20 protein-coding genes are annotated in these 24,090 nt (G+C 38.1%); 13 read left to right on the forward strand and 7 right to left on the reverse strand.

The features are described from left to right. Positions 1–270 precede the first annotated feature (270 nt). The 8 genes from IEV17_RS14845 (at position 271) to IEV17_RS14880 (ending at position 7,180) form a co-directional block, all read left to right on the forward strand. Complete coding sequence (locus IEV17_RS14845) at positions 271–1,155, forward strand: MlaA family lipoprotein (protein WP_004664263.1); 885 nt, start codon at positions 271–273, stop codon at positions 1,153–1,155. A 131-nt stretch (positions 1,156–1,286) separates the two neighbouring features. Continuing rightward, positions 1,287–2,255: an RsbU family protein phosphatase GigA gene (gene gigA / locus IEV17_RS14850; protein WP_034601930.1), complete on the forward strand. Its 969-nt coding sequence runs from the start codon at positions 1,287–1,289 to the stop codon at positions 2,253–2,255. Positions 2,256–2,357: 102 nt separating this feature from the next. Further along, positions 2,358–2,879 (forward strand): anti-anti-sigma factor GigB, encoded by a 522-nt coding sequence (gigB, locus tag IEV17_RS14855; protein ID WP_004664261.1) that lies wholly within the window; start codon positions 2,358–2,360, stop codon positions 2,877–2,879. A gap of 28 nt (positions 2,880–2,907) precedes the next feature. Beyond that, complete coding sequence (locus IEV17_RS14860; protein ID WP_004664259.1) at positions 2,908–3,732, forward strand: carbon-nitrogen hydrolase family protein; 825 nt, start codon at positions 2,908–2,910, stop codon at positions 3,730–3,732. A gap of 202 nt (positions 3,733–3,934) precedes the next feature. Continuing rightward, positions 3,935–4,288, forward strand: a complete 354-nt coding sequence (locus IEV17_RS14865) for a DUF4951 domain-containing protein (RefSeq protein ID WP_004664256.1) — start codon at positions 3,935–3,937, stop codon at positions 4,286–4,288. An 80-nt stretch (positions 4,289–4,368) separates the two neighbouring features. Further along, positions 4,369–4,806, forward strand: a complete 438-nt coding sequence (locus IEV17_RS14870; RefSeq protein WP_004664254.1) for a MarR family winged helix-turn-helix transcriptional regulator — start codon at positions 4,369–4,371, stop codon at positions 4,804–4,806. Between the two features lie 88 nt (positions 4,807–4,894). Further along, positions 4,895–5,323: an organic hydroperoxide resistance protein gene (locus IEV17_RS14875; protein ID WP_004664252.1), complete on the forward strand. Its 429-nt coding sequence runs from the start codon at positions 4,895–4,897 to the stop codon at positions 5,321–5,323. 111 nt (positions 5,324–5,434) lie between these two features. Continuing rightward, positions 5,435–7,180: an RNA-directed DNA polymerase gene (locus IEV17_RS14880; protein ID WP_004664250.1), complete on the forward strand. Its 1,746-nt coding sequence runs from the start codon at positions 5,435–5,437 to the stop codon at positions 7,178–7,180. A 76-nt stretch (positions 7,181–7,256) separates the two neighbouring features. Here IEV17_RS14880 and gspE read toward each other — a convergent pair whose 3' ends face one another. Beyond that, on the reverse strand, positions 7,257–8,747 hold the full coding sequence (gspE, locus tag IEV17_RS14885) for a type II secretion system ATPase GspE (RefSeq protein WP_004664247.1): 1,491 nt from the start codon (positions 8,745–8,747) through the stop codon (positions 7,257–7,259). Between the two features lie 93 nt (positions 8,748–8,840). Between gspE and IEV17_RS14890 the strand changes: the two genes are divergently transcribed. Then, entirely contained in the window at positions 8,841–9,662 is an 822-nt protein-coding gene (locus IEV17_RS14890) for a DUF432 domain-containing protein (protein ID WP_004664245.1), read from the forward strand. A 9-nt stretch (positions 9,663–9,671) separates the two neighbouring features. Continuing rightward, entirely contained in the window at positions 9,672–10,589 is a 918-nt protein-coding gene (locus IEV17_RS14895) for a mechanosensitive ion channel family protein (RefSeq protein WP_004664243.1), read from the forward strand. On the opposite strand, the gene IEV17_RS14900 is transcribed toward IEV17_RS14895, so the two are convergent. Beyond that, on the reverse strand, positions 10,590–13,466 hold the full coding sequence (locus IEV17_RS14900) for a DUF2339 domain-containing protein (protein WP_004664241.1): 2,877 nt from the start codon (positions 13,464–13,466) through the stop codon (positions 10,590–10,592). It abuts the gene before it with no gap. A 189-nt stretch (positions 13,467–13,655) separates the two neighbouring features. Between IEV17_RS14900 and polA the strand changes: the two genes are divergently transcribed. Next, positions 13,656–16,421 carry a DNA polymerase I gene (polA, locus tag IEV17_RS14905; protein ID WP_004664239.1) on the forward strand — a complete coding sequence of 922 codons (2,766 nt, stop codon included), beginning with the start codon at positions 13,656–13,658 and terminating at the stop codon, positions 16,419–16,421. Positions 16,422–16,478: 57 nt separating this feature from the next. On the opposite strand, the gene IEV17_RS14910 is transcribed toward polA, so the two are convergent. The 5 genes from IEV17_RS14910 to ppx are packed head-to-tail and all read right to left on the reverse strand — an operon-like array spanning position 16,479 to position 21,614. Then, positions 16,479–17,048 carry a YggT family protein gene (locus IEV17_RS14910; RefSeq protein WP_004664238.1) on the reverse strand — a complete coding sequence of 190 codons (570 nt, stop codon included), beginning with the start codon at positions 17,046–17,048 and terminating at the stop codon, positions 16,479–16,481. A gap of 16 nt (positions 17,049–17,064) precedes the next feature. Next, complete coding sequence (gene proC, locus IEV17_RS14915) at positions 17,065–17,904, reverse strand: pyrroline-5-carboxylate reductase (RefSeq protein WP_004664236.1); 840 nt, start codon at positions 17,902–17,904, stop codon at positions 17,065–17,067. A gap of 3 nt (positions 17,905–17,907) precedes the next feature. Next, a complete protein-coding gene (tilS, locus tag IEV17_RS14920; protein ID WP_081399797.1) occupies positions 17,908–19,299 on the reverse strand; it encodes a tRNA lysidine(34) synthetase TilS in 1,392 nt (463 codons plus the stop codon). Continuing rightward, a complete protein-coding gene (locus IEV17_RS14925) occupies positions 19,236–20,060 on the reverse strand; it encodes an acetyl-CoA carboxylase carboxyltransferase subunit alpha (RefSeq protein ID WP_004664231.1) in 825 nt (274 codons plus the stop codon). Before IEV17_RS14925 ends, tilS begins: the two co-directional genes overlap by 64 nt. Before the next feature lie 33 nt (positions 20,061–20,093). Next, positions 20,094–21,614, reverse strand: coding sequence for an exopolyphosphatase (gene ppx, locus IEV17_RS14930; protein ID WP_004664230.1), 1,521 nt, complete (start codon positions 21,612–21,614; stop codon positions 20,094–20,096). A gap of 273 nt (positions 21,615–21,887) precedes the next feature. Between ppx and trxA the strand changes: the two genes are divergently transcribed. Both trxA and rho read left to right on the forward strand, forming a co-directional pair. Next, a complete protein-coding gene (trxA, locus tag IEV17_RS14935) occupies positions 21,888–22,214 on the forward strand; it encodes a thioredoxin (protein WP_004664228.1) in 327 nt (108 codons plus the stop codon). A gap of 326 nt (positions 22,215–22,540) precedes the next feature. Next, complete coding sequence (gene rho, locus IEV17_RS14940; RefSeq protein WP_004664227.1) at positions 22,541–23,809, forward strand: transcription termination factor Rho; 1,269 nt, start codon at positions 22,541–22,543, stop codon at positions 23,807–23,809. The last annotated feature ends 281 nt before the right edge of the window (positions 23,810–24,090 follow it).

Genomic DNA, 24,090 nt, shown 5'->3' on the forward strand with positions numbered 1-24,090 from the left:
ATCCTTGTTTCTCAACAAGTTTTTATCTGCATCACCGCCGATGGATGTGCATTCTACAGCATTCCCAAACCAATACAACCCCCTTTCTTAATCTTTTTATTTAAGTGAACATTTTTAAACCAAAATCACAATTTTTCTTATATTTTTCGACCGAATTTGTTTTAATAATAAGAGAACAACTAAACTGTATACCTTATATCTATGTTTTGCGTCATGCAGCGCAATCATTCTAATGACTGTATTTCGCTCTAATGGCGATGAAGGACTTATATGCATTACTCAAATTATATCTTGCTTGGGCTGTTAACCGCTGGGGCATGCTCACCTGTATTAGCACAAGAAGTTCAAAACGAGCCATCTATTCAAACAAGCTCTGTAGCAAATACTAACAATCAACAATCAACATCGACGATTCAAGCCATAAAAGATTTAAAACATATCACTAGAAATGATTTAAAGGTCAATGCAAACGCTGCCCAACCTGATGCTGTAAAAGATCCTTTACAACCATTAAATAGACAGATCTTTGCTTTAAATGATGCTTTGGATCGTAATTTATTAAAACCTATTGCAATACAGTATGTAGCAAAAGTTCCAGAAGAAGTTCGTACTCCTTATCGCCAATTTAGAAAAAATCTAGGTGAACCTTGGAATGCAGTCAACCAATTAATCCAAGGACGACCAACTCGCGCTGCCAAAACATTAGGTCGCTTCACGATTAATACACTTACAACACTAGGTTTTGCTGACCCTGCTCGTCGTTTAGGCCTAACCACTGAAGAGGAAAGTTTTGGCGTCACTTTAGGTTACTACGGTGTACCATCAGGTCCTTATGTGATGCTGCCATTTTTTGGTCCAAGCACATTCCGTGACGGTTTTGGTTTAGCAACAGATAGTTTTGGTCGCCCACAAAAATATTTATTAGATGATCAAGAAGGTATTTATTGGTCTACTAATTTATTACAAGCAATTGATGCTCGCTCACAAATTTTGGATATTGAAGAAAGCTTAAAAGGCGATAAATATTCAATGATTCGTGATTTTTACTTACAACGTAAAGCCTTCCAAATTGCTGAAAAGCATGGAGATTCGGCAGATGTTTCATTTGTAAGTGACGAAGATGATAATAACGATCAATCAGGTGATGACAAGTAATCTCTGAGGAACTTTAAATGATAGACTTATCTATTAATTTAAAGTTTTAGCAATACTATGTTTTTCATCATATTTCATCTATGATGAATTAAAAAATGATCATACAAATACAAAAGGTCGGCTACTTATCTATGTATTTTATTCAACCCACACGCTCAATATCTTATTTAGACCAAGCACTAAATGAGTTACCGAGTTTACAAATCATTCATATTGATGATTTAGATTTGTATGATCAAACTATAATTGCTATTGCCGATGTACAAGATTTTTTAAAATACCAATGGAAATTGCCTACAATTGTTCTTGCTTTTGAACATGAAGGAACTGCATTAGCTCAAGCATGGGAAATGGGTGCGTTGGCAGGATGGATCTGGAGTGAATTACCAAAAAATCCTGTTCACTCATTGTTTAAAATCGATGCTCAATATAAACGTAATCAAGATAGTAGAGATTTACCTTCCGCCGCAGAACTACAAAAAAGATTATTACCAAACCCGATCGAATTACCAAACTATCAATTTGAATCATTTTTTCAGCCTTCAGCTTATCTGTCAGGAGATTGGTATGATTACTGGAGATTAAATGATGATGAAGTCTTGTTTTATTTAGCAGATGTTTCAGGTCATGGGGTAACAAGTAGTTTACTGACATCTTGGATGGCGGCATTTCATGGTCGATCAAAGACACCTAGTCAATTGATTCAAAAACTAAATGCAATGTTAGTACAAGAAAATATTGAAAAGCATATTACTATGGTTGCAGGAATATTAAACTTAGCAACCCATGAAGTATGTTGGTCTAGCGCTGGTCACTACCCTCCTCCAATTATTTTTGAGCCCAACCAACCTCCACAAATCCTTACAACAAGTAGCTTTCCATTAGGTCTTACTGAAGAGCTAGAAGTTGAAGAACATTGTTGTACGCTGAGTCGTAATGCTCGTTTTATATTATGTTCTGATGGCGCACTTGAACCATTTGATGGCGGTTTGAATGATCAATTTAATCAATTGGTCGAACATCTTCAGCATGACGCTTTCAAAGCACCAGATCACGTTGCTGACGATATTGCAATATTAAGCATATGTCGAATGAATTAACTCTAAAATCAATATTTTAATTAGATCACAGCATCCAACCACTTGTGTCTAGAATATCACTATGGGATAATTTTATATCCTTTCTCTGAAAATGGCATTTATATGTCAACAGGTCATGTTGAATATGCAAGTTTGAACGGAACGCATATTTTCAAGCTTATTGGCGAAGTGCGCGCTCACTCTTGTATAAGTTTAGACAAGTTACTCAACAAAATTGAACAGCAACAGAATGTTGTCGGTGCAATTGTTGATTTAACTGAAACTACATTTATTGACAGCACAGTCTTGGGTGTACTTGCAAAACTAGGTCTTAAGCTTAAACAAGTTCATCATATTCAAGCTGTTATGCTCTCGACAAATCCAGATATTACAACTTTAGCCAACAGTATGGGGCTAGGTCAGGTATTTGTGATTTTAAATTATTGCGGCGATCCAAACGTATGCACTTTAGAATTAACTGAAGAGCATGTTACACATAGTGCAATGCTCAACACTGTGTTAGATGCGCATAAAACTTTAATGCGTTTAAATGAAAACAACCAAAATATGTTTGAGCCACTTGTAAAGCAATTGCAAAAAGAACAAGAGTGTTTATCTCTTGATTCACAAAAACAAAATGCATAATTGCTGAAAACTAAATTGTGATGCTTGTATGACCTTACTTTCTGTTGCACAAATGAACTCTCAAAATGACATTGAAGCAAATTTCATCGTCATTGAGTCATTGATCCAACAAAGTAAGGCCCAAGCTGCTGAGCTTATTGTTTTCCCAGAAAATTTTGTTTGTTTTGCAGCAGGGAAACAACGCGAGACAGCAGCACAATTCGAGAGCATCCAACAACGATTGGAACAATTGGCTCATCGTTATCAAATTTGGATTATCGCGGGTACCCTCCCTTGCCCATTTCGTCCTGATGGTTCAATCATTGATGATGGTCGAGTTCGAACCGTCAGCTTATGTATTAGCCCTGAAAGAACTGAAGCGCGTTATGACAAAATCCATTTATTTGACGTTCAGGTCAGTGATGCTGTAGGTGGCTATCAAGAATCAAAGTTCTTTGAACCTGGCGATCAAGTGGTGGTTGCCAAAACACCGTTTGGTAATATTGGACTGATGGTATGTTACGACTTACGCTTTCCAGAACTTGCTTTGATTCTACGCCAACAAGGTGCAAATATCTTAACCGCGCCTGCCGCATTTACTTACACCACAGGACAACTTCATTGGCAATTACTATTACAAGCACGTGCAATGGATAGCCAATGTTATGTGCTTGGTGCAGCTCAGCAAGGCTGGCATGGTGAACAGCGTCAAACTTGGGGTCATGCAGGAATTACAAATAGCCGAGGGCAACTATTAGAAATGATTACGGCTGAAGGGCATGGTTTAATTACATCTTCATTTGACCTAGTAGAACAAAATAATATTCGACTAGCAATGCCACTGATGCAGCATCGCAAACTTATCAATTATTAAAAATAATCGTTTTATCTGAACATACTTTTGTTCAATTTATCCCCATATGGCATCACTTTGACTGTTATAGTCAATTTTCATAAATGTATGTTTTGTAGGATCATGATTTAATAGGCTTTATTTATCATGGTAGAACAAGATCAAATGGTCGTATTCTATACTTGATGTAATATCCTCAATTAATTCATATTAAGTTTGATTTATGTTTAAAGTAGTTTTCATTTTTTTATTTTTCATAGGGGCAATTGCACAACTTCATGCAGCAATCGTTGAAACCAATACCAGTCCACAAAGTGTCTTATCTACACCGCAAAATTTATCATTAAATTCTTTTGGGCAATGGGTGATTGGTTGGGGGACGGGTGCTGAAGGTGCAAGACAAAGATTAGATAATATTCAGCGAGAAGACGTGCTTATTATCAAACAAAAAGGTGCAACTTTAGAAATGATTATTGCTTGGCAACAATATTATGAACAAGAAGCGCTTAATAACCCCAATAATCCAACAGCTCGCTACAGAGCACGTTTAATGAAGAAGATTACTGAGCTTTGGTAATTATTGATGTGAAATCTGCGTAACTAATCATAAGCGGATCACGATATACTGATCACATGAATATAATGTTTGAGAAGCGCATGGGTGATGAACATAAGCAATTACTATTAGATAATCAGCTTTGTTTCCTGATTTATTCAACCAACCTTGCCTTAAATCAAGTCTACCGTCAATTGCTCTCTCCTCTCGGATTAACTTACCCTCAATATCTGGTAATGTTAGTGCTTTGGGAAAGGGATCAACTCAGTGTTTCTGAGATCGGTGAAAGATTATTCTTAGAATCTTCCACACTCACTCCATTATTAAAAAAACTTGAAGCCTCACAACTAATTTCACGCAAACGCTCAGTCGAAGATGAAAGACAGGTTATTATTTCCCTTACACCACAAGGTCATACTTTAAAATTACAAGCAGTCGATATTCCATCCAAAATTTCAGAAGCAGCGGCCTGTTCAACCGCATCACTTACAGAGCTTAAAGATCAGCTTGCGACATTACGTCACCATCTCACGCAATAGAACCTAAGTTTACAAATCGATAACTTGCATTCCTATATATATCGTGTACGATTTAATTGTATACAATATTTATTCAGGAATAAGAATCATGTCTCTAGAACAAGTCGTTTATCGTGCAAAAGCAAAAGCTACAGGTGGTCGTGATGGTCGCGCAACTTCATCAGACGGTGTCTTAGATGTAAAATTAGGTGTGCCAAAAGAAATGGGCGGTGCTGGTGGTGAAGTTACCAATCCTGAACAGCTTTTTGCGGCGGGTTATTCAGCATGTTTCTTAGGTGCAATGAAATTTGTTGCAAATCGAGATAAATTCAAAATTACGAAAGATGCTTATGTTGAAGGTGAAGTGGGAATTGGTCCAATTCCAAATGGCTTTGGTATCGAAGTCACTTTAAATGTCTATCTGATTGGTATGGAACAAGCTGAAGCTGAACAACTGGTTGCCGCTGCACACATTGTTTGTCCATATTCAAATGCAACTCGTGGCAATATTGATGTGAATTTGAATGTAATTGTATGATTAAATAATTACTCTGAAGTCATAATCATCACTTCAGGGTAATTTTTTATTTAAAAGGGTTAAAAATTAATATAGTCTAAACCTTTACTTTCTTATAAAATATTTTATATTATGAATTTAAATGATTTAATTGGCAGAGGATACTTCCCAAAAGAATTACCGCCTCCATTCAATTCAAAAAAATTAGCCCTTCAAATTGGAACTATACTTCCTGCATGGACAACAATCTATGAAAATAATACATTAATTAGTTCACCAAATTTTATTTTAGTACAAAATTCTGGTGAAACACTTCAGGATTTTAAAAAAAGAAAAAAAGTACATAAAGCTCAATTTATTTCTAAATACAATACATCTAAAGCCACTACTTTTTCTATTTCAAAAGGCAAGTTATCAAGACGCTTTCTTCAAATCCCAAATCCTAAACACTTTTCACTTTTAGCAGAGAAAATTGTTTCTCGTTGGAGTGATTACGAAGCAGTATTTCAACTTTCTACATATTCACATAGTTATCCTGTACTAGAACCAAGTCTAAATAAAAGATCTGTTTCAACATTTAGTAAAAATGTGTCCGAATTTAGAAACTCTCTCTTGAGTACTTCTATAGACAAATTAATAGAAGTAAAAGTGGATATATCAAAATTTTACCCAACTATCTATACACATTCAATTGCATGGGCATTACTTGGTAAAGAAAAAGCTAAACAGTATTTTAAACAAAAGGATAATTTAGATATATTGATTACCTCTGGAGATACTGATGCTGAACTATATAAATATGCTGAAAGTGTTGATATAGCTCTAAGAGCTTGTCAAGAAAGGCAATCTATAGGAATACCGATTGGACCAGATACCTCTCATATAATTGCTGAAATTATTGCATGTAGAATTGATAGCATTATTAAAACTCGTTTTAATTCACTTGGTCTTAAAGCGTGTAGATACTACGATGATTATTATTTATATGTTTCTTCCAGAGATGAAGCCGATAAAATATTGAAAGGTCTTCAATTAATCCTATCTGAATTTCAACTTGAAGTGAATGAATCTAAAATTAAAATTCATGAATTCCCTTTTGGTTTTGAAGATGAATTTACACATAGCTTACATTCTTTTGATTTTAAAAAATCAAAGCAAATTAATAATATTAAATACTATTTCAGTATGCTTTGGATGTTTGCAGAAAAACAACCAAATAAAACAGATTGGATATTCAAATATGCCTTAAGAGTTTTTGAATATTCATCTATTGCTATCCAAAGAGAAAATTGGAAAGTATTTGAAGATTTATTAATCAAAACAGCATTAGTTGAACCTGCAATTCTCGATATACTAACTCGGATTTTTCTGACTTATAATTCATACTTAGATTATGACTCAAAAATAAAATTAAAAAAATTAGTCAATCTAACTATTAAAGAACACTGCTCAGTTCATCATAACTTTGAAATAGCTTGGGCTTTATGGATCTCAAAAACTTTTAATATTGAAATTGAGGAAAATTGTGCAAATCAAATTATTAAGACTAAAGATAGTGTTTCAAATCTAATTTTATTAGATCTAATTAATAATACTAACTTAGTACAAGGCAACCCCAATATAGATATACTCCGTGCTGAATTGAAAGATGACATTCTAATGACTGAAAACTGGCTATTAGCTTATGAAGCAGTAAAAAAAGGATGGTTAATACCATCTGATACAAATTTTATTGATAATAATCTGTTCTTCAAAATTCTAAGGGATAATGATGTAGAGTTTTATGACACAACAAAGCAACTCGAAATTTATGAAGCAAGTACCGTACCCGTAGAAATTTCTACAACAGTGTTTTCAGGCTTTTTAGCATCATATTAACTTAAATAAGAGAGCTGGCTGTTATAAAAACTTCCTAATAATGGTGAGCTAGTACTTAAATTAGCTCACCAATGATTTATGATTCAGCCGCTTCGTTGGTCACACGCAATACTTCTTCTAATGTGGTTTTACCTGCTAGAACCTTGAGCAAACCATCATCACGAATCGAAGCTGCATGGCGACGCGCATGATTTTCTAATTCAAACTCAGCTGCATTACCATGAATCAAACGGCGCATCGACTCATCTACTGGCACAATTTCATAAATTGCAGTTCGTCCGCTAAAGCCAACATGTGAACATTTCTCACAACCATGCGGTTCAGGTAACTGCATATATTCATCAACTTTGAGATGTTGGAACACTTGTCGCTCAAAATCATCTGCTTTTCGCCAAGCCACGCAATGTGGACACAAGGTACGAACAAGACGTTGTGCAATGACACCTATCAAAGAACTTGCCAACAAGAATGGTTCGATTCCCATATCTTTTAAACGTGTTACCGCACCAATTGCTGTATTGGTATGCAGTGTTGATAAGACTAAGTGCCCTGTTAAAGATGCTTGTACCGCAATTTCAGCAGTTTCAAGATCACGAATCTCACCCACCATCACCACATCTGGATCTTGGCGTAGCATCGCTTTTAATGCACGTGCAAAGGTCATATCGACTTTAGTATTGACCTGCGTTTGACCAATCCCTTCCAATTGATATTCAATCGGATCTTCGGCGGTCAAAATATTACGTGTATTGTCATTAAGATCAGACAATGCAGCATATAAGGTTGTGGTTTTACCCGAACCTGTAGGACCTGTAACTAAAATAATGCCATGTGGACGATGTACCAATTGCGTTAAACGCTCATAGTCATTTTTCATTAAACCAAGATGAGTCATGTTTAAACGCCCAGCTTGCTTGTCTAATAAACGCATTACCACTCGCTCACCATGCGAAGATGGTAAAGTCGATACACGTACATCCACTTCACGTCCCGCTAAACGTAATGAAATACGTCCATCTTGTGGAACACGCTTTTCAGCAATATCCAGTTTCGCCATGACTTTAATACGTGATACCAATAATGGCGCAAGTTCACGGCGTGGCTGTACAATTTCACGCAGTTGACCATCGACACGTAAACGTACCGAAAGTTTTTTCTCAAAAGCTTCAATATGAATATCAGATGCGCTGACACGAATCGCTTCAGACAATAAGGCATTAATTAGGCGAACAATTGGTGCATCATCCTCTTGATCCATCAAGTCTTCAGCTTCAGGCACTTGGTCTGCCAAACTTAATAAATCTGGATGATCTTCTAGACCCGCAGCCACTTGTTGTGACTCACCTGTATCCCCTGCATAACTCGAACTCAATAGAGCATGGAACTCTTGATCAGTACACAACTGATCGTGAGCCGATTTCCCCAAAATTCGACGTGCTTCCTGCAAAGCAATACGCGCGGTGTCCTTCCGTCGCACAATAAAAATTTGATCGCCTTCATAACGTAATAAAACGCCATGTCGTTTAGCAAAACTATAAGGAATTTGTATTTGTTTAAGTATTTGCATCACACAAATAATGATAAAAGAAAACAGTGAGTGTACTCTAAGCAGATTACAGCGTGAAGTCTGTTTAGCATACTCACACAGGAATTTTGCATCTTGTCTCAAAATAATCAATATCAAGCTCCACATGCCAACGAATTGAAATGGTGGGGCGAACAACAATTTGAAATTCAACAAGCCAAAGCTTGGCAATTTGGTTCATTATTATTTCGTCTGACACGTGGCATTAAAGAATGGCGCTTGGAATATCATCGTCCTCAATCTCAACATGATTACGAACAGCAATGGCATGTCTTGAATGACACGATTTTTGCAATGCCACAACCTGCAAAGATCGAACGTTATATGTTCCATAACACCCACAGTACGTTTCATTTAATGCCCCGTTTAGCAGATCGCTCTGTGGTAATTAAACCCGTTGATCCGATTTATATTCCTGCTGGACAACGTGGAACTTTATATATTAGTACACCACTATGGATTGCAGGTTTAGTGGATGGGCTCACTGAACCTCTATTTGATATTCCTGTGATCCAGCCGAAAGACACATGGTTCGGTAAAGATCCTCAGCACGGAGAGATTTGTTACGCGACCTCTGTAGATGGTCGTACTGATTTAAATTTGTTAAAACCACGTGCTTTTCGTGCAGTCACTCCAATTGAATTCCACAATACTAGCCAACATCAATTACGTTTTGATCGTATGAATGTTCCTGTTCCTGCTCTTCCCCTTTTCTATAGTGAAAGTACAGGTCGTTTATGGACTTCACAAATCAAAGTCTATTATGAAGGTACGGATCATCCAGCACGTATTCGGATTGAGAATAAAACCCCAACTCAAGCGGGTGAGGTTATCTATGTACATCCTCCTCGTGCGCCTGGAAGTACATTATTCAATATGTTTGATTCATTCTTTTAAGAGGTTGCTATGCCTGATTCGAATATTCCAAAGGATGTTGCTAGCAGTCTCGCCAGTATTTTCACCAATATTAACTTCGAACGTTTAAGCGAAATCGTTGTTGCGATTATTTTAGCGTTTATTGGTTTTGTGATCGCAAGGCTCGTATCGAATGCCTTCATTCGTACAATTGGAAATCGTTTTAATGCCCATCAACGCCTGCTATGGCGTAGAGGGATTTTTTATTTTATTTTCCTGTTATTTATTATGACCAGCTTAAGAGAAGCTGGATTTAAACTCAGCGTGTTCTTGGGTGCGGCAGGGATTCTGACCGTTGCTTTGGGTTTTGCATCACAAACATCGGCAACCAACTTGATCAGTGGTTTATTTTTGATTGGCGAAGGTTCATTTGAAGTTGGTGATACGATTCAAATTACCTTAATTCGCGGACAAACGATTGAAGGACAAGTCATTTCAATTGACCTCCTCTCAGTTAAATTGCTAACACTAGATAATGTGTATATTCGCCTACCAAACGAACAATTGATTCGAACACCCGTCATGAATTTATCAAAATATCCAATACGGCGTATTCCAATTACATTGGCGATCAATTTCCATGAAGACATTATCAAAGTACGACAAGTACTTTTAGATGTTGCTGCTAAATATCCTTTGGTCATGGATGACCCGAAAGCAACTGTTACTGTAACAGCATTTAGGGAGTCATCGATTGAACTTCTCTTTGCGGTATGGTGTAGACAGGAAAATGCATTGAAAGTTCGCGATGAAATGCAAGAACGTGTACGTAATGGTTTCTTAGAAAATCAAATTGAGATTCCTGTACCTAAAATGGGTCTAATTGATCGCCCTTTACCATTAGAAGATGATGAAGTCGATCAATATGCAAATCAAAAAGAACTGAAAACAGCAGAGAAAGAGAGATAATTAACTCTCTTTCTGAGTATCAGAAATTGCTGGTGGTAACGGTGCAATATATGCAATCACAAGCATGATTGCACCTGACCCAATAAATGAAATGACACGAGTCAATGTGCCACTTTGCGATAGATCAAGCAGCAATAATTTAGCGACGACAATTGCCAATAATGCAGCTCCAACAAACCAGATTTGTCGAATATGGCGGCGACTGGAAAACGTCATCAAAATAAAGGCCAAAATCACCCATAATAAAGTTAGGCTCAGTTGTACATCACCATTCGACCAAATCTCGATACCCCATAGTGGTGTCGCAAGATAATAATGCATCGCACGCACAACAATACTACTCAAAACCAATAAGCCAACTAAAATAGTGGTGACTTTAAAGCCCCATTCTATTGAATGCTCATCACTCAGCTTGTATCGATAGACTATCCAGATCAGTCCTATAAAGATCAATAACGAGAAAAGATCAGTAAGATTTAATAAAGGTAAGAAATAATATTGTTCAGCAGAATGTATATCTAAACTAATCAGGATTAACCAAACTAGGCTTAAACTAAGCACAGGTATTTGTTGTATAAGCTGTGTATTTTTAGTGGTTATTAAAAACATTCCATACAATACTGGAATAATGGCTAATCCAATCAATGGCATAATTGGGAAAATCGACAAACCAATGCTCGCCAAACCTAGCCACAATAAGCTTGACCATATAATGAGACTTTCCTTAGAAGTAGTACTCTTCAAAGTGATTAGTATTAGAGCCAATACAACCGAAGCAACCGCAAAGCTGACTTGATTTAACTTACTTGACCAATGCAACAGAACATACACATTCTCTGCAAAACTTTCACCATAAAGCAGAAATAATAAACTTCCCAATAAGATCAGCTGTACATTGTCCCACTGTAATCTTGATGTAAAGTGAACGGCCAGATTGAATGAAGCCAATAATAAAACTGCTATTGCTAAATATGGGCTCAGTCCATATTGTTGCCACCGCATCAATTCAACGCCTGCAATCGCTCCTGCATACATTCCCAAGGCTAAAAAAATTCCACTGAGCATTCGAGCACTAAAATATTTTTCAACTTGTTGATAATTTGATAAATAGTAAGCTGAAATAAACTGAGCGATTGCATAGATGACTGTACTGAGTATCGGAAAGTGGTCATTTGACCAAACTTGGAAAATGAGTGCCACTGAACTTAACAACACCAATACAACACCCACATAACGACTTAAACGATAACGTTCAGTTACTCCCCAGACAATCAATGCTGTACCTTGAATCACCCAACCCGTTGAAGTCCAATGTGCCCCTTTAGCCAATGGGAAAATTAATGCCGTAAAAACCACTGCAAGAATAAAGAAACTTTTTGCCAAGATAGATAATTGTGGATGCCGACGTTTAATCCATAGATTTAATGCGATGTACACAATGGCTAATGCAACAGCTCCCCAAGTTAATGCTTGAGTCGAGTTATGCATTAAATATGCATGCAAGGAAAAACCAAGTACAGGAACACTAAAAATAAGCCCAACATCTAAGATAGGCTGTAAACGTTGACGACTTTGAGGAACTGTCCGATCGATACTTGTATCTTGAGTTTGTGTCCGTAACATTAGTTGGCTATAGCGAATACTTAACCAAATGAATAAAGCAATATGCAGCCATAAGATAATATCTAAGGTGTCAAATTGATATGTTTTTGCATATATCCCAATCGTTGCACCACCGATAAACATCGTGGCAAAAAATGCGATTTGATGCAAAATTTTCCACGGCTGAATAAAATTAACCGCAGCAACAGCTAAATTAATTAAAAAGTAATAGCCAAATAAGAAAATCACATCAGGATGATTTTGTGGAATCACCAGTGGTGCAAGATATGCCATGCTCAAAGCTAACATCGCTAAATACAAGGCTTGCTGTTTTAAACTAAGATAGACCGTCGCTAATAATAGAATTACAAATAAAATACTCGCTGTACTTAAGCTAGCAATCACGGCGAAGTGATGAGAGAAAATCAAGGTCAAAAAAACGACTGCTAAACCCACGCCTTGTAAAGCTACAGCAAATAATTGGTTTTTCTTTTGCAGTAAATAACCAGCAATGGTCGTGATAACACCAGCAATAGCAATAAAACTCAGTTTTACCCCCAAGCTTAATTGCCAATGCTCGCTAGCAAAGCGTAACAGTAACACCACGCCAACCATTAATATTGCAACTGCAACGCGTAAAATTGGATTGCCATGCATCATCCAATCAAGTGCAGGTTGCCACCATGATACTGTTTGAGTTGTTGCTTGATGCTCAAAATCAATAGGTGACTGACTATTTTGATTTGGTATCGCCTGATAATCAGCTTTCATCCACGCAGGATGTTGTTCAAAAACTGGTGTCTGAGCTTCTGTCTTCTTGGCTTCATCAAGATACCGTTCAATATTTTGGGCGTTGATCTTTTGCTGAGCTAAAGCCTCTATGTCAGGCTCTACATTTGCATATTGTTCTAAATGAGTCAGTCGAGTTTGAAATGCACTAATCGTTTGGATTAAACATAGCATTAATACCAATAATGCACTGCCAGCTAACCACATCCACGTATTGGCGTAAGCAAAAAGTGCCACGAGTGCCGCAGCATAAATGATAATTTTTTGCCCATTTATATTCGCTGATTGTGCAAAAAAACTTGGCGCGACCTGCTCTAGCTGGCGTAAGCGCTGATGAATTTCTGAAATAACGTGCACAATAACAACAGTTAATCCAATTGTTGCAGCAACAATCGCTCCATGCCATTGAAATGCAATTGCGCAAGCAAGCAGCACAGTCAAAGCAACTAAAACGATAATAATTCCCTGTTTATTTTTTTTATACATAGACTTAGATCAATTATGACAGCTTCATTTAAGTTATCTTACTTGATCACTTGATAAGCAGCCATTTTTACATACAAAATACTGCAATTATTTAATGCGACACAGTTTGCCACTGCTCTACAAGACAACAAGGACAGCCACTACTTTTTCACGTAAAATGACATTTAGTTCATAATAAGGATTTGCATAATGCCACCTTTTGTCTTGGTTGACGGGTCTTATTTTTTATTTCGTGCTTTTCACGCTTTACCGCCATTAACAACCTCTACAGGTTTACACACCAACGCAATCCGTGGCGCAATTTCAGCAATTCAAAAGTTAATGCGTCGTACTCAGCCTACTCATATGGCTGTGATTTTTGATACACCAGAACCAACTTTTCGCCATAAATTATCACCCATTTATAAAGGTGATCGCCCAAGCATGCCTGAGGAATTATCTCAACAAATTCCCTATCTACATGCATTAATCAAAGCTCAAGGAATTCCTCTGTATAGTCTTCCAGGTGCGGAAGCCGATGATATTATTGGCACACTCACTAAACGTGCCTTGGCTGAAGGTCACCATGTCTTGATCTCAACAGGTGACAAAGACATGGCACAATTGGTCAATGAACACGTTAAACTCGAAGATAGTTTTAAAGAACGTGTGTTAGATGAAGCTGGGGTACTAGAAAAATTTGGCGTACATCCACATCAAATTATTGATTATCTCACTCTGATGGGAGATGCCTCTGACGGTATTATGGGAGTGCCAGGTGTAGGCGCAAAAACTGCCGCAAAATTACTGACTGAATATGGTTCATTAAATAATATTATTGCCAATGTTGATCAACTGAAAGGTAAAATCAGCCAAAATATTAAAGACAATTTAGAAAATATTAAGATTGACCATCAACTGGCCAGTATTGTCTGTGATCTAGATTTAGCTTTAGATTGGCATGATTTAAAACTGAGTAACCCAAATGTAGATCAATTACGTGACCTCTATACAGAATTAGAATTCCGTAACCAATTACAATCTTTAGACCATCCCAACAATCCAAATAACTCAGCTTACCAACAAACATCTCAAAGTATTGTCAAAGCCGAACAGAAAGTTGAGCAAGTGGTCACTGAGGATCATGCCAACCTTTCCAGTCAAGATGATCAACTCGGAACTGCAACCTATCACACTGTATTAACCCAAGATGCTTGGGATGCTTTATTTCAACGTATGCAGCATGCTGATCATTTTGCAATTGATACTGAAACTACTAATCTAGATTATCGTGTTGCTGAGTTGGTCGGTTTCTCAATCGCATTCGATGCTCATGATGCTTATTATGTACCTGTTGCACATGACTATGAAGGTGCACCTGTTCAACTCAACCGTGAAACATTATTAGCTCAGATCAAACCAATTTTAGAAAATGAGCAAATCAAGAAAATTGGTCATCACTTAAAATATGATGCGCATATTTTTGCTAATCACGGTATCACGATTCAAGGCTGGTATTTCGATACCATGCTTGCCTCGTATGTACTCAATGCAGCGGCAACCCGTCATGGGATGGATGATGTAGCACGTGTTTATCTCAGCCATTTGACCACCACTTTTGAACAAATCGCAGGTAAAGGCGTAAAGCAAAAAACCTTTAATCAGATTGAATTAGAAATAGCGGCACATTATGCTGCTGAAGATGCACATGTCACTTATCGTCTTTATGAAGTATTAAAAGCAAAACTTCAAAGCCATCCTGAACTTGTTCATATTCTACATAATATTGAAATGCCTGTAGCACGTGTGCTTACAGGTATGGAAGAAGATGGAATTAAACTGGATCATCAATTTTTGGATCAACTCAGTGTTGAGTTCTCTGAAACGATTCAAACTTTAGAAAACCAAGCAACTGAATTAGCAGGTGAAGCATTTAATATCGCATCACCTAAACAAGTGGGTGAAGTCCTATTTGATAAGCTTGGACTTAAAGGTGGTAAGAAAACTGCCACGGGTCAATACAGCACCAGTGAAAGTATTTTAGAGAAAATCGAACATCCTTTAGCTGAAGTCATTTTAGAACATCGTGGATTAGCAAAACTCAAAAACACCTATACTGATCGCTTGATCGAGCAATCACATGACGCAACGCATCGTGTGCATACCAGCTATCACCAAGCACTCACAGCAACTGGGCGTTTATCTTCCACTGATCCAAATTTGCAAAATATTCCAATTCGTACACCAATTGGCCGTCAGATTCGTAAAGCATTCATTGCGCCTGAAGGTCGTGTATTACTCGCAGCCGATTATTCACAAATTGAGCTACGCTTAATGGCACATTTTTCGCAAGATGATGCTTTAGTCCATGCTTTCCAACAAGGCCAAGATGTACACCGTCGTACTGCATCAGAAGTCTTGGGAATTGCGATTGAAGATGTCACTAATGATCAACGTCGACAAGCCAAAGCCGTTAACTTTGGTTTACTCTATGGAATGTCTGAGTTTGGGCTTACTCGTCAACTGGGTTTTACACGCGAAGAATCTCGTAGCTATATTGCACGTTATTTCCAACGCTATCCGGGCGTACTCGACTATATGGAACGTACCCGTCAGATTGCACGTGAACAAGGCTTTGTTGAAACCATTCTAGGTCGTCGTTTATATACACCCGACATTATGGCAACCAATAAAATGATCAAACAAGCGGCTGAACGTGCTGCGATTAATGCGCCTTTACAAGGCAGTGCAGCTGATATTATTAAACTTGCAATGATTGCAGTTGATAAAGTCCTACCAAAAGATCAGGCTAAGCTGTTATTACAAGTTCACGATGAATTGGTATTTGAAGCAGATGTCGCAATTGCAGATGAACTTTCAAAACAGATTGCTAAAGTGATGCAGTCTGTATTAGAAATTTCAGTGCCATTTGTGGTTGAAGTTGGGCAAGGTCTTAACTGGGATGCTGCTCACTAATATGTGAACAATAAAAAAAGGATTGTGTAACACAATCCTTTTTTTATTTAAAACAGATTAAAGTCCTGTTAAAAGAACTTTAGCCGCTTCATTCATTAAGATTTCAGCAATATATAAAGCTAAGAAAGCCAAAATTGGAGACAGGTCAATCATCCCCATATTCGGCAACAGACGACGAAATGGCGCAAGTAAAGGTTCTGCAAGCTCTTGAATCACTTCAATATAAGGTGACCGTGACTGCGTAAACATCACCACCCAACTCAAAATGATCGTTGCAAAAATCAAATAACGACAGAAACGAATTAAATCTTGGATCATCGTCACAAATGTCGTGATCACAAGATACACCGCACTATGTGGCATTTGCCCTGATAAATACATCAACCCAAAAATTTTCAGTAAGTACAATACCACTAACAAAGCAACTGCGGCTAAATTGACACGCCCCTTACCTAGAGTGGGAAAAATACGGCTAAAAACATCCACAATCTTGGTCGCTTTCACGGTTGAAAGGACCACCGGATTGTATGGACTGACTGCCGCTAATTGCATTAAAAAACGGAAAAAGACCAATAAAATTGCAACATTGATCAAAACACCAAAAATTAGCGCAGAACTTGCACCCATAATTGTCTTATCCTACTTAAACCGATTTAGTCTTGTCACTCAACTCTTGTGCAAGCTCTTGGCTACGCTTCTGAGCTGCTGCAAGCGCTGCTTGAATATTTTGTGAAATCTGCGCACGATCAAACACTTCTAAAGCTGCTTGCGTTGTACCATTTGGAGAAGTCACATTTTTACGTAATTCTGCTGGAGAATTTGAGCTAGTAATCGCCATTTGTGCCGCACCCAACGCTGTTTGCAGGGTCAATGCCGTCGCGACTTTCTCATCTAAGCCCAAGTTTTTACCTGCACGAATCATACTTTCCATCAAGTAAAAGAAATAGGCTGGACCAGAACCAGAGACTGCTGTTACTGCATCAATTTGCGCTTCATTGTCTACCCAAATGGTTAAACCTGTCGCAGCCAAAATTTGACTGGTTAATTCACGATCTTGAGCATTTACTGCTTCAGATGCATAAATACCATGCGCCCCCGTTTGTACCAATGCTGGCGTGTTTGGCATTACACGAACAATACGCTGACTACCGCCAATTAAATCTGAAATCGTTTGAATTTCAGCACCTGCAATGATCGAAATCACGAGTTTATCTGACAATAAGTCTTTTAATGGTTGTAATACCGTTGCCAAAACTTGTGGTTTTACTGCTAACACCACCACATCGGCGTGTTTAACTGCTTCGACATTATCGACTGTGGTTTGAATTCCTTTTTCTTCTAATATGTGACGAATTTGTTCAACTGGATCAGAAACGGTAATGCGGGTCGTCGGTAAACCACGAGAAAGTAGCCCACCAATCAAGGCTTGCGCCATGTTACCACCACCAATAAAACAAATATTTTGATTCAATGTTGTCGCCATGTCCTACTCATCATATGAAAAAGACTGCTGAAAAAAGTCATTGCAGTCAGAAATTAAACTTGGTTGCCAACCGCCCTGTTCTAAATAATCAGATTGCGCCAACCAAAAACCCTTTGGGCTAAAAACCCCAAGCATAACATTATCTACAACTAATATTTGAATTGTATGACGTAACCAAGGCAAAATCTGCGCATCTTGAATGGCTTTTTTCAGTGGCCAATGTCCAACACGACCATAGAGATGAATTTTTTCTCCCCCTAGGCGTTTCAGCAGCTTTAACTCTCGCCCTAAAAGCTGGGATGAAAACCCAATCGCTTGAGATTCGATTTTAAACGTTCCAGCCGCAACTTTGATCGTTTCACCCATCTCATATCGCTCTAATAATGCAGGCAGAATGGTAGATTGTTTTTCTGCATATAATTGGTTGTGAGTTAAACGATATAATTTTTTCTGATAGCGAACAAAATAGTGTTGATTGATATGTAAAATTGCCTGAGCATCTGGCTTTGCCAGAATAACCTCTTGTTGTAAACGTTGTACCATATCGAAGCTTGGGCGATATTGATCCTTAGCTTTTACCCAAGCGGACAATAATTGACGTTTTCGTGCATCCGATAATTCCAACAGACAAGTTAAATCCAGCTCATTCTCAGTTGCACATAATTTCCAATCACTTTGCAACACATCATCTAAAATTTCTGCGGCATCTTGCATCAGATAACTCGTTCGTGACACAGCTGACTGCATTTTAGGGAAGCGATTTTCTAATACAGGCCATAACTCTTCTCGACACCATGCCCGATCATAGTGCGTATCGTAATTGGTTTGATCAGTCACATAATCAAAACTCAGTTGCTGTGACCAGTGCTTAATTTGCTCACGACTCATATCTAAAAATGGTCGCCAAATGGTCATATCTTGCCGAACATCAATTTGCTGCATCGCTGCCAAACCATTGACACCTGCACCAGAGAATAATCGTAATAACAGCGTTTCCGCTTGATCCTGCTGATGATGCCCGAGTACTAAAATGTCATTCTCAGTTAAATGTCTACGATAAGCTTGATAGCGCGCATTTCGTGCTTGTTGCTCTAGATTACCTGACTCAACTGAGACTTTTTGCAAAACACAAGGAATCTTTAGCGCATCAGCGTGCTTTTGTACTAAATTTCCCCATTCTTCACTCATCGATTGAAGTTGATGATCAATATATATCGCGCGGGTTCGGGTGGGGAAAAGTTCAGACATCAGATACAGCAACAGCATGGAATCCATGCCGCCGCTGCACCCAATTAAGAATTGAGTTTGTTCAGAAAAATGCTGAGTTTGTGCTAAGACGCGATGCCTAAATTGCTGCTGCCAAACTTCATTAAACGTTGATAACGTGCATCGCATCGTTCTTGTGCATCCATCGGTTGCAATTCATTTAAGGCTTGTTTTAACACATCTTTCAAATCATGCATGACTTTTTCAGGTTGTAAGTGTGCACCTTCACCCTCATCCACCACATACTCAACAATACCTAAAGCTTTCAGCTTGTCGGCAGTTAATGCGAGCGCTTCACTGGCTTGAGCAGCTTTATCTGCAGTTTTCCATAAAATCGAAGCACAGCCTTCAGGTGAAATGACTGAGTAAATACTATGCGATAGCATAATTACGCGGTCAGCGACACCAATACCAAGTGCCCCGCCAGAACCGCCTTCACCAAGCACAGTCGCAATCACAGGTACTTTTAAACTAGAAAGCTGTGCTAAACTTGTTGCAATCGCTTCTGCTTGACCACGCTCTTCGGCACCTACACCAGGATAAGCTCCCATGGTATCGACAAAAGTAAATACTGGAAGATTAAAACGTTCAGCCATATCAAGTAAACGCTGTGATTTACGATAACCTTCTGGATTACACATACCGAAGTTATGTTGTAATTTTTCACGCGTACTGCGACCACGATGTTGACCAACCACCATCACTGACTGCCCATCGAAACGAGCCAAACCGCCAATCATAGCACCATCGTCACCATATAAACGGTCACCATGAAGAGCATCAAATTCAGTAAAGATTTCACTGACATAATCTAGAAATTGCGGACGTTCAGGATGTCGTGCAATTTGAACCGTAGCCCAAGCCTTGGACTGAGTCGCTTTATTTTTCATAAGTCGTAGATAATCCCTAACAAGGATATATTGTTAATCAACAAAATTGTCTGACTGAATATTTAACTCAATGTCCCAATGTTTAAATTGCACTTGCTCATCATGCAAGTCTGCAACCAATAAAGGCCATTGTTTAGCATCACCAGAAACGCTGAGTTGCCATTGTTGATCATTTTCAACGCTCAGTTCAATGGCAGGAAGCATCTGATCACTACGACTATGGTTCAGCAAAACAGCGAGACGAAGCAACAAGCAGAGATACAATAAATGACTACCACCAACTTTTAGAACATCATTTTTTGCATCAGCGCGTAACTTACGACGATGATGTGAAACTAAATGAGACAGATGATTTTGATCAATTTGTGAAAAACCGGGAATATCGGAGTGCTGTAATAAATATGCACCATGACGATGGTATCCACCATGACTAATTGCTAAGCCGATCTCATGCAAATAGGCTGCACGACGCAGTAAGTCACTGTCTTCAGTCGTTAAATTTAAAGCATCCGCCACACCATCAAATAACTGTTGTGCTGTATTTACGACACGTTCAGCTTGCTTTGGGTCAGCATTATAACGTCCCATTAAGGCTTGCACACTTCGGTCACGAATATCTTCATGTTTAAAGCGACCCAGTAAGTCATACATCACGCCTTCACGTAAAGCACCATCAGAATATGCCAATTTATCAAGCTCTAAAACTTCAAAAATGGCATATAAAATCGCAAGACCTGCTGGCAAAACTGCTCGTCGATCTTCACGTAGACCTTCAAAATCAATTTCAGAAATATGTTTAAATTTGAGCAAACGATCTTTTAACTTATATAAACCTTCACGAGTTAAATTTTCTTGTTCATCGCTCAAACCAAGATTTACTGTAATTTGACGACAAGCTTTGATTGTTCCACTTGAGCCAACAACAGTATCCCAACCTTCTGCTTTATAGGTATTTGCGATCGCAGAAAGTTCTTTACGCGCTGCAACAACAGCCTTATCAAAAGCCTTGCTTGAAATCTCACCATCAGCAAAATAAGCTTTACTGTAAGCGACGCAACCCATTTGCAAAGATTCAGTGTGCAGTGGCTCAAATTCTTCACCAATAATGAACTCTGTTGAACCACCACCAATATCAATCACTAAACGTCGACCACCATTGGCCATCGTGTGTGAAACGCCTAAATAAATTAGACGCGCTTCTTCACGTCCAGCAATAATTTCAATTGGTTTTGGTAAAATTTCAGCCGCTTTTTGAATAAATTCATGACCATTTTTTGCTTGTCTTAAAGCATTCGTCGCCACAATTCTTAGACGATTTGCTTGAACAGAGCTTAAACGACCTACAAAACGAGCCAAACACGCCAATCCACGCTGTTGCGCAGCTTCAGTTAAATTTTTATTTTCATCCAGCCCAGCTGCTAATTGTACTTTTTCTGACATTGAAGCAACTTTTTTCACTTCACCGTGATCAACACGAGCAATCGCCAAGTGGAAACTATTCGACCCCATATCAATTGCAGCAAGTAATTCTTCATCAATCAGAAAATCAGACATTATTCATATAAACCTATGCTCAATTCACGCATTAGAGTAATTCACACGCCAATAATTTTAAAGTCATTTTAAGCAATAATAGGTGCGTATTTTCGCTTTTAAGCTATAAATGATTGTAGAAGTCGATAATCAACATCGTGAGCATCCATTAGACTTTTCATTTTGAAACTTGAATAATCAGAACAAACCCTTACATTGAATAAAGTAGCAATGTAATATTCATGCTGATGATGAACGAATTTGCACTTTATTTATTAAATTTGGAGTAACCTTATGTCTGCGACTATTGTTAATACAACTGATGAAAACTTCCAAGCAGATGTTTTAGATTCTGAAACTCCTGTACTTGTTGACTTTTGGGCTGGCTGGTGTGCGCCATGTAAAGCCATTGCACCAGTGCTAGAAGACCTTTCAAATGAATATGCAGGAAAAGTCAAAATCGTTAAAGTTGACGTGACTGCATGTGAAGACACTGCTGTGAAGTACAACATTCGTAACATTCCAGCATTATTAATGTTTAAAAATGGTGAAGTTGTTGCTCAACAAGTAGGTGCAGCGCCTCGTTCTAAACTTGCAGCATTTATTGATCAAAATATCTAATCAGATTTTGACCGTATAAATAAGAGAAATACGTCTAAATTAAGCGACGTATTTCTCAGTAAAAATTGACAAATTTCTTAGTTTCGCTTATATTCTTGGATCAAGAAGCTTTGAATGGAATCTACTTCATCGCGTTTCTTACAAGACACAAACATAAGATCGCCGCTCGGCAATAATAATTGTTTTCACATTTCTCTCTGAAACAATGAACCAGACTACTGAATTGTGGTTGTGTAACTATACAATTACATCAGCATGTATGTATGCGGTCGATTTTTTATTCTTTCCAAACACTCCTCCACTTATTCCATTCTGTCTGACCACTTATGAACTTAACTGAACTCAAGAAAAAACCCATTGGCGAACTCATTAAAATTGCGGAGTTTATGGGCCTTGAAGGCATGGCACGTAACCGTAAACAAGATATTATTTTTGCCATTTTAAAACGCCATGCCATGAATGGCGAAGAAATTTTTGGTGATGGTGTTCTCGAAATTCTTTCAGATGGTTTTGGCTTTTTACGCTCTGCTGCTGGTTCATATTTAGCAGGACCAGATGATATCTATGTCAGCCCATCACAAATTCGCCGTTTTAACTTACGCACAGGCGATACCATTACAGGTACTATTCGCCCACCAAAAGAAGGCGAACGTTACTTTGCATTACTAAAAGTTAATCAAATTAACTATGACACACCCGAGAACTCGCGTAATAAAATTTTATTCGAGAACTTAACCCCTCTCTTCCCAACAGAACAACTGATTATGGAATTGGGCAACGGTACAACTGAAGATCTCACAGCTCGTGTGGTCGACTTGGTTGCTCCGATTGGTAAAGGTCAACGTTCTATTATTGTTGCACCGCCTAAAGCGGGTAAAACAATGCTATTACAAAACATTGCTCAATCAATTGTGCGTAATAATCCCGAAGTGTTCTTAATCGTACTTTTGATTGATGAACGTCCTGAGGAAGTTACAGAAATGGAACGTACTGTTCGCGGTGAAGTTGTGGCATCAACATTTGATGAAGCACCTGCTCGCCATGTTCAGGTTGCAGAAATGGTGATTGAGAAAGCAAAACGTTTAGTTGAGCATAAAAAAGACGTTGTGATTTTACTTGACTCAATTACTCGTCTTGCGCGTGCCTACAACACTGTGATCCCGTCATCAGGTAAGGTATTAACTGGTGGTGTTGATGCTCATGCATTAGAACGCCCTAAACGTTTCTTCGGTGCTGCACGTAACATCGAAGAAGGTGGTTCTCTAACCATCATTTCAACTGCTTTGATCGAAACAGGCAGTAAAATGGATGACGTGATTTACGAAGAATTTAAAGGTACAGGTAACCAAGAAATTACGCTTGATCGCCGCATCGCAGAGAAACGTGTATTCCCTGCAATGAATATCAAAAAATCTGGAACTCGTCGTGAAGAGCGCCTAATGAGTGAAGAAAATCTACGCAAAGTTTGGATTTTACGCAAATTGCTTCACCCTATGGATGAACTTGCTGCAATGGAATTCTTATTAGATCGTATGAAGGAAACCAAAACTAATGATGACTTCTTTGATCAAATGAAACGTAAAGCATCTACATAAGATAAGTGCATTAAAAAAGGCTACCTTTATGGTAGCCTTTTTTATTTGGTTGACAAACTTACATAATATTTACAGATTATTTTAAAATTCCAATAAAACCATAAGCTATTGTTTTAAATATATTTAAAATTAATTTCAATAAAAAAAACAATGAAATACCGATTTTAAATTTAATTTCCATAGTTTTTTTCTATCAAAAAATAGCCAAATTCTGCCCATTTTTGTCGTTTTGTTGGACAGAACAGTAGTAATTCATGATCTGCTTTGATAGGATAGCAGCA

Source organism: Acinetobacter modestus (assembly GCF_014636095.1).
Classification (GTDB): domain Bacteria; phylum Pseudomonadota; class Gammaproteobacteria; order Pseudomonadales; family Moraxellaceae; genus Acinetobacter; species Acinetobacter modestus.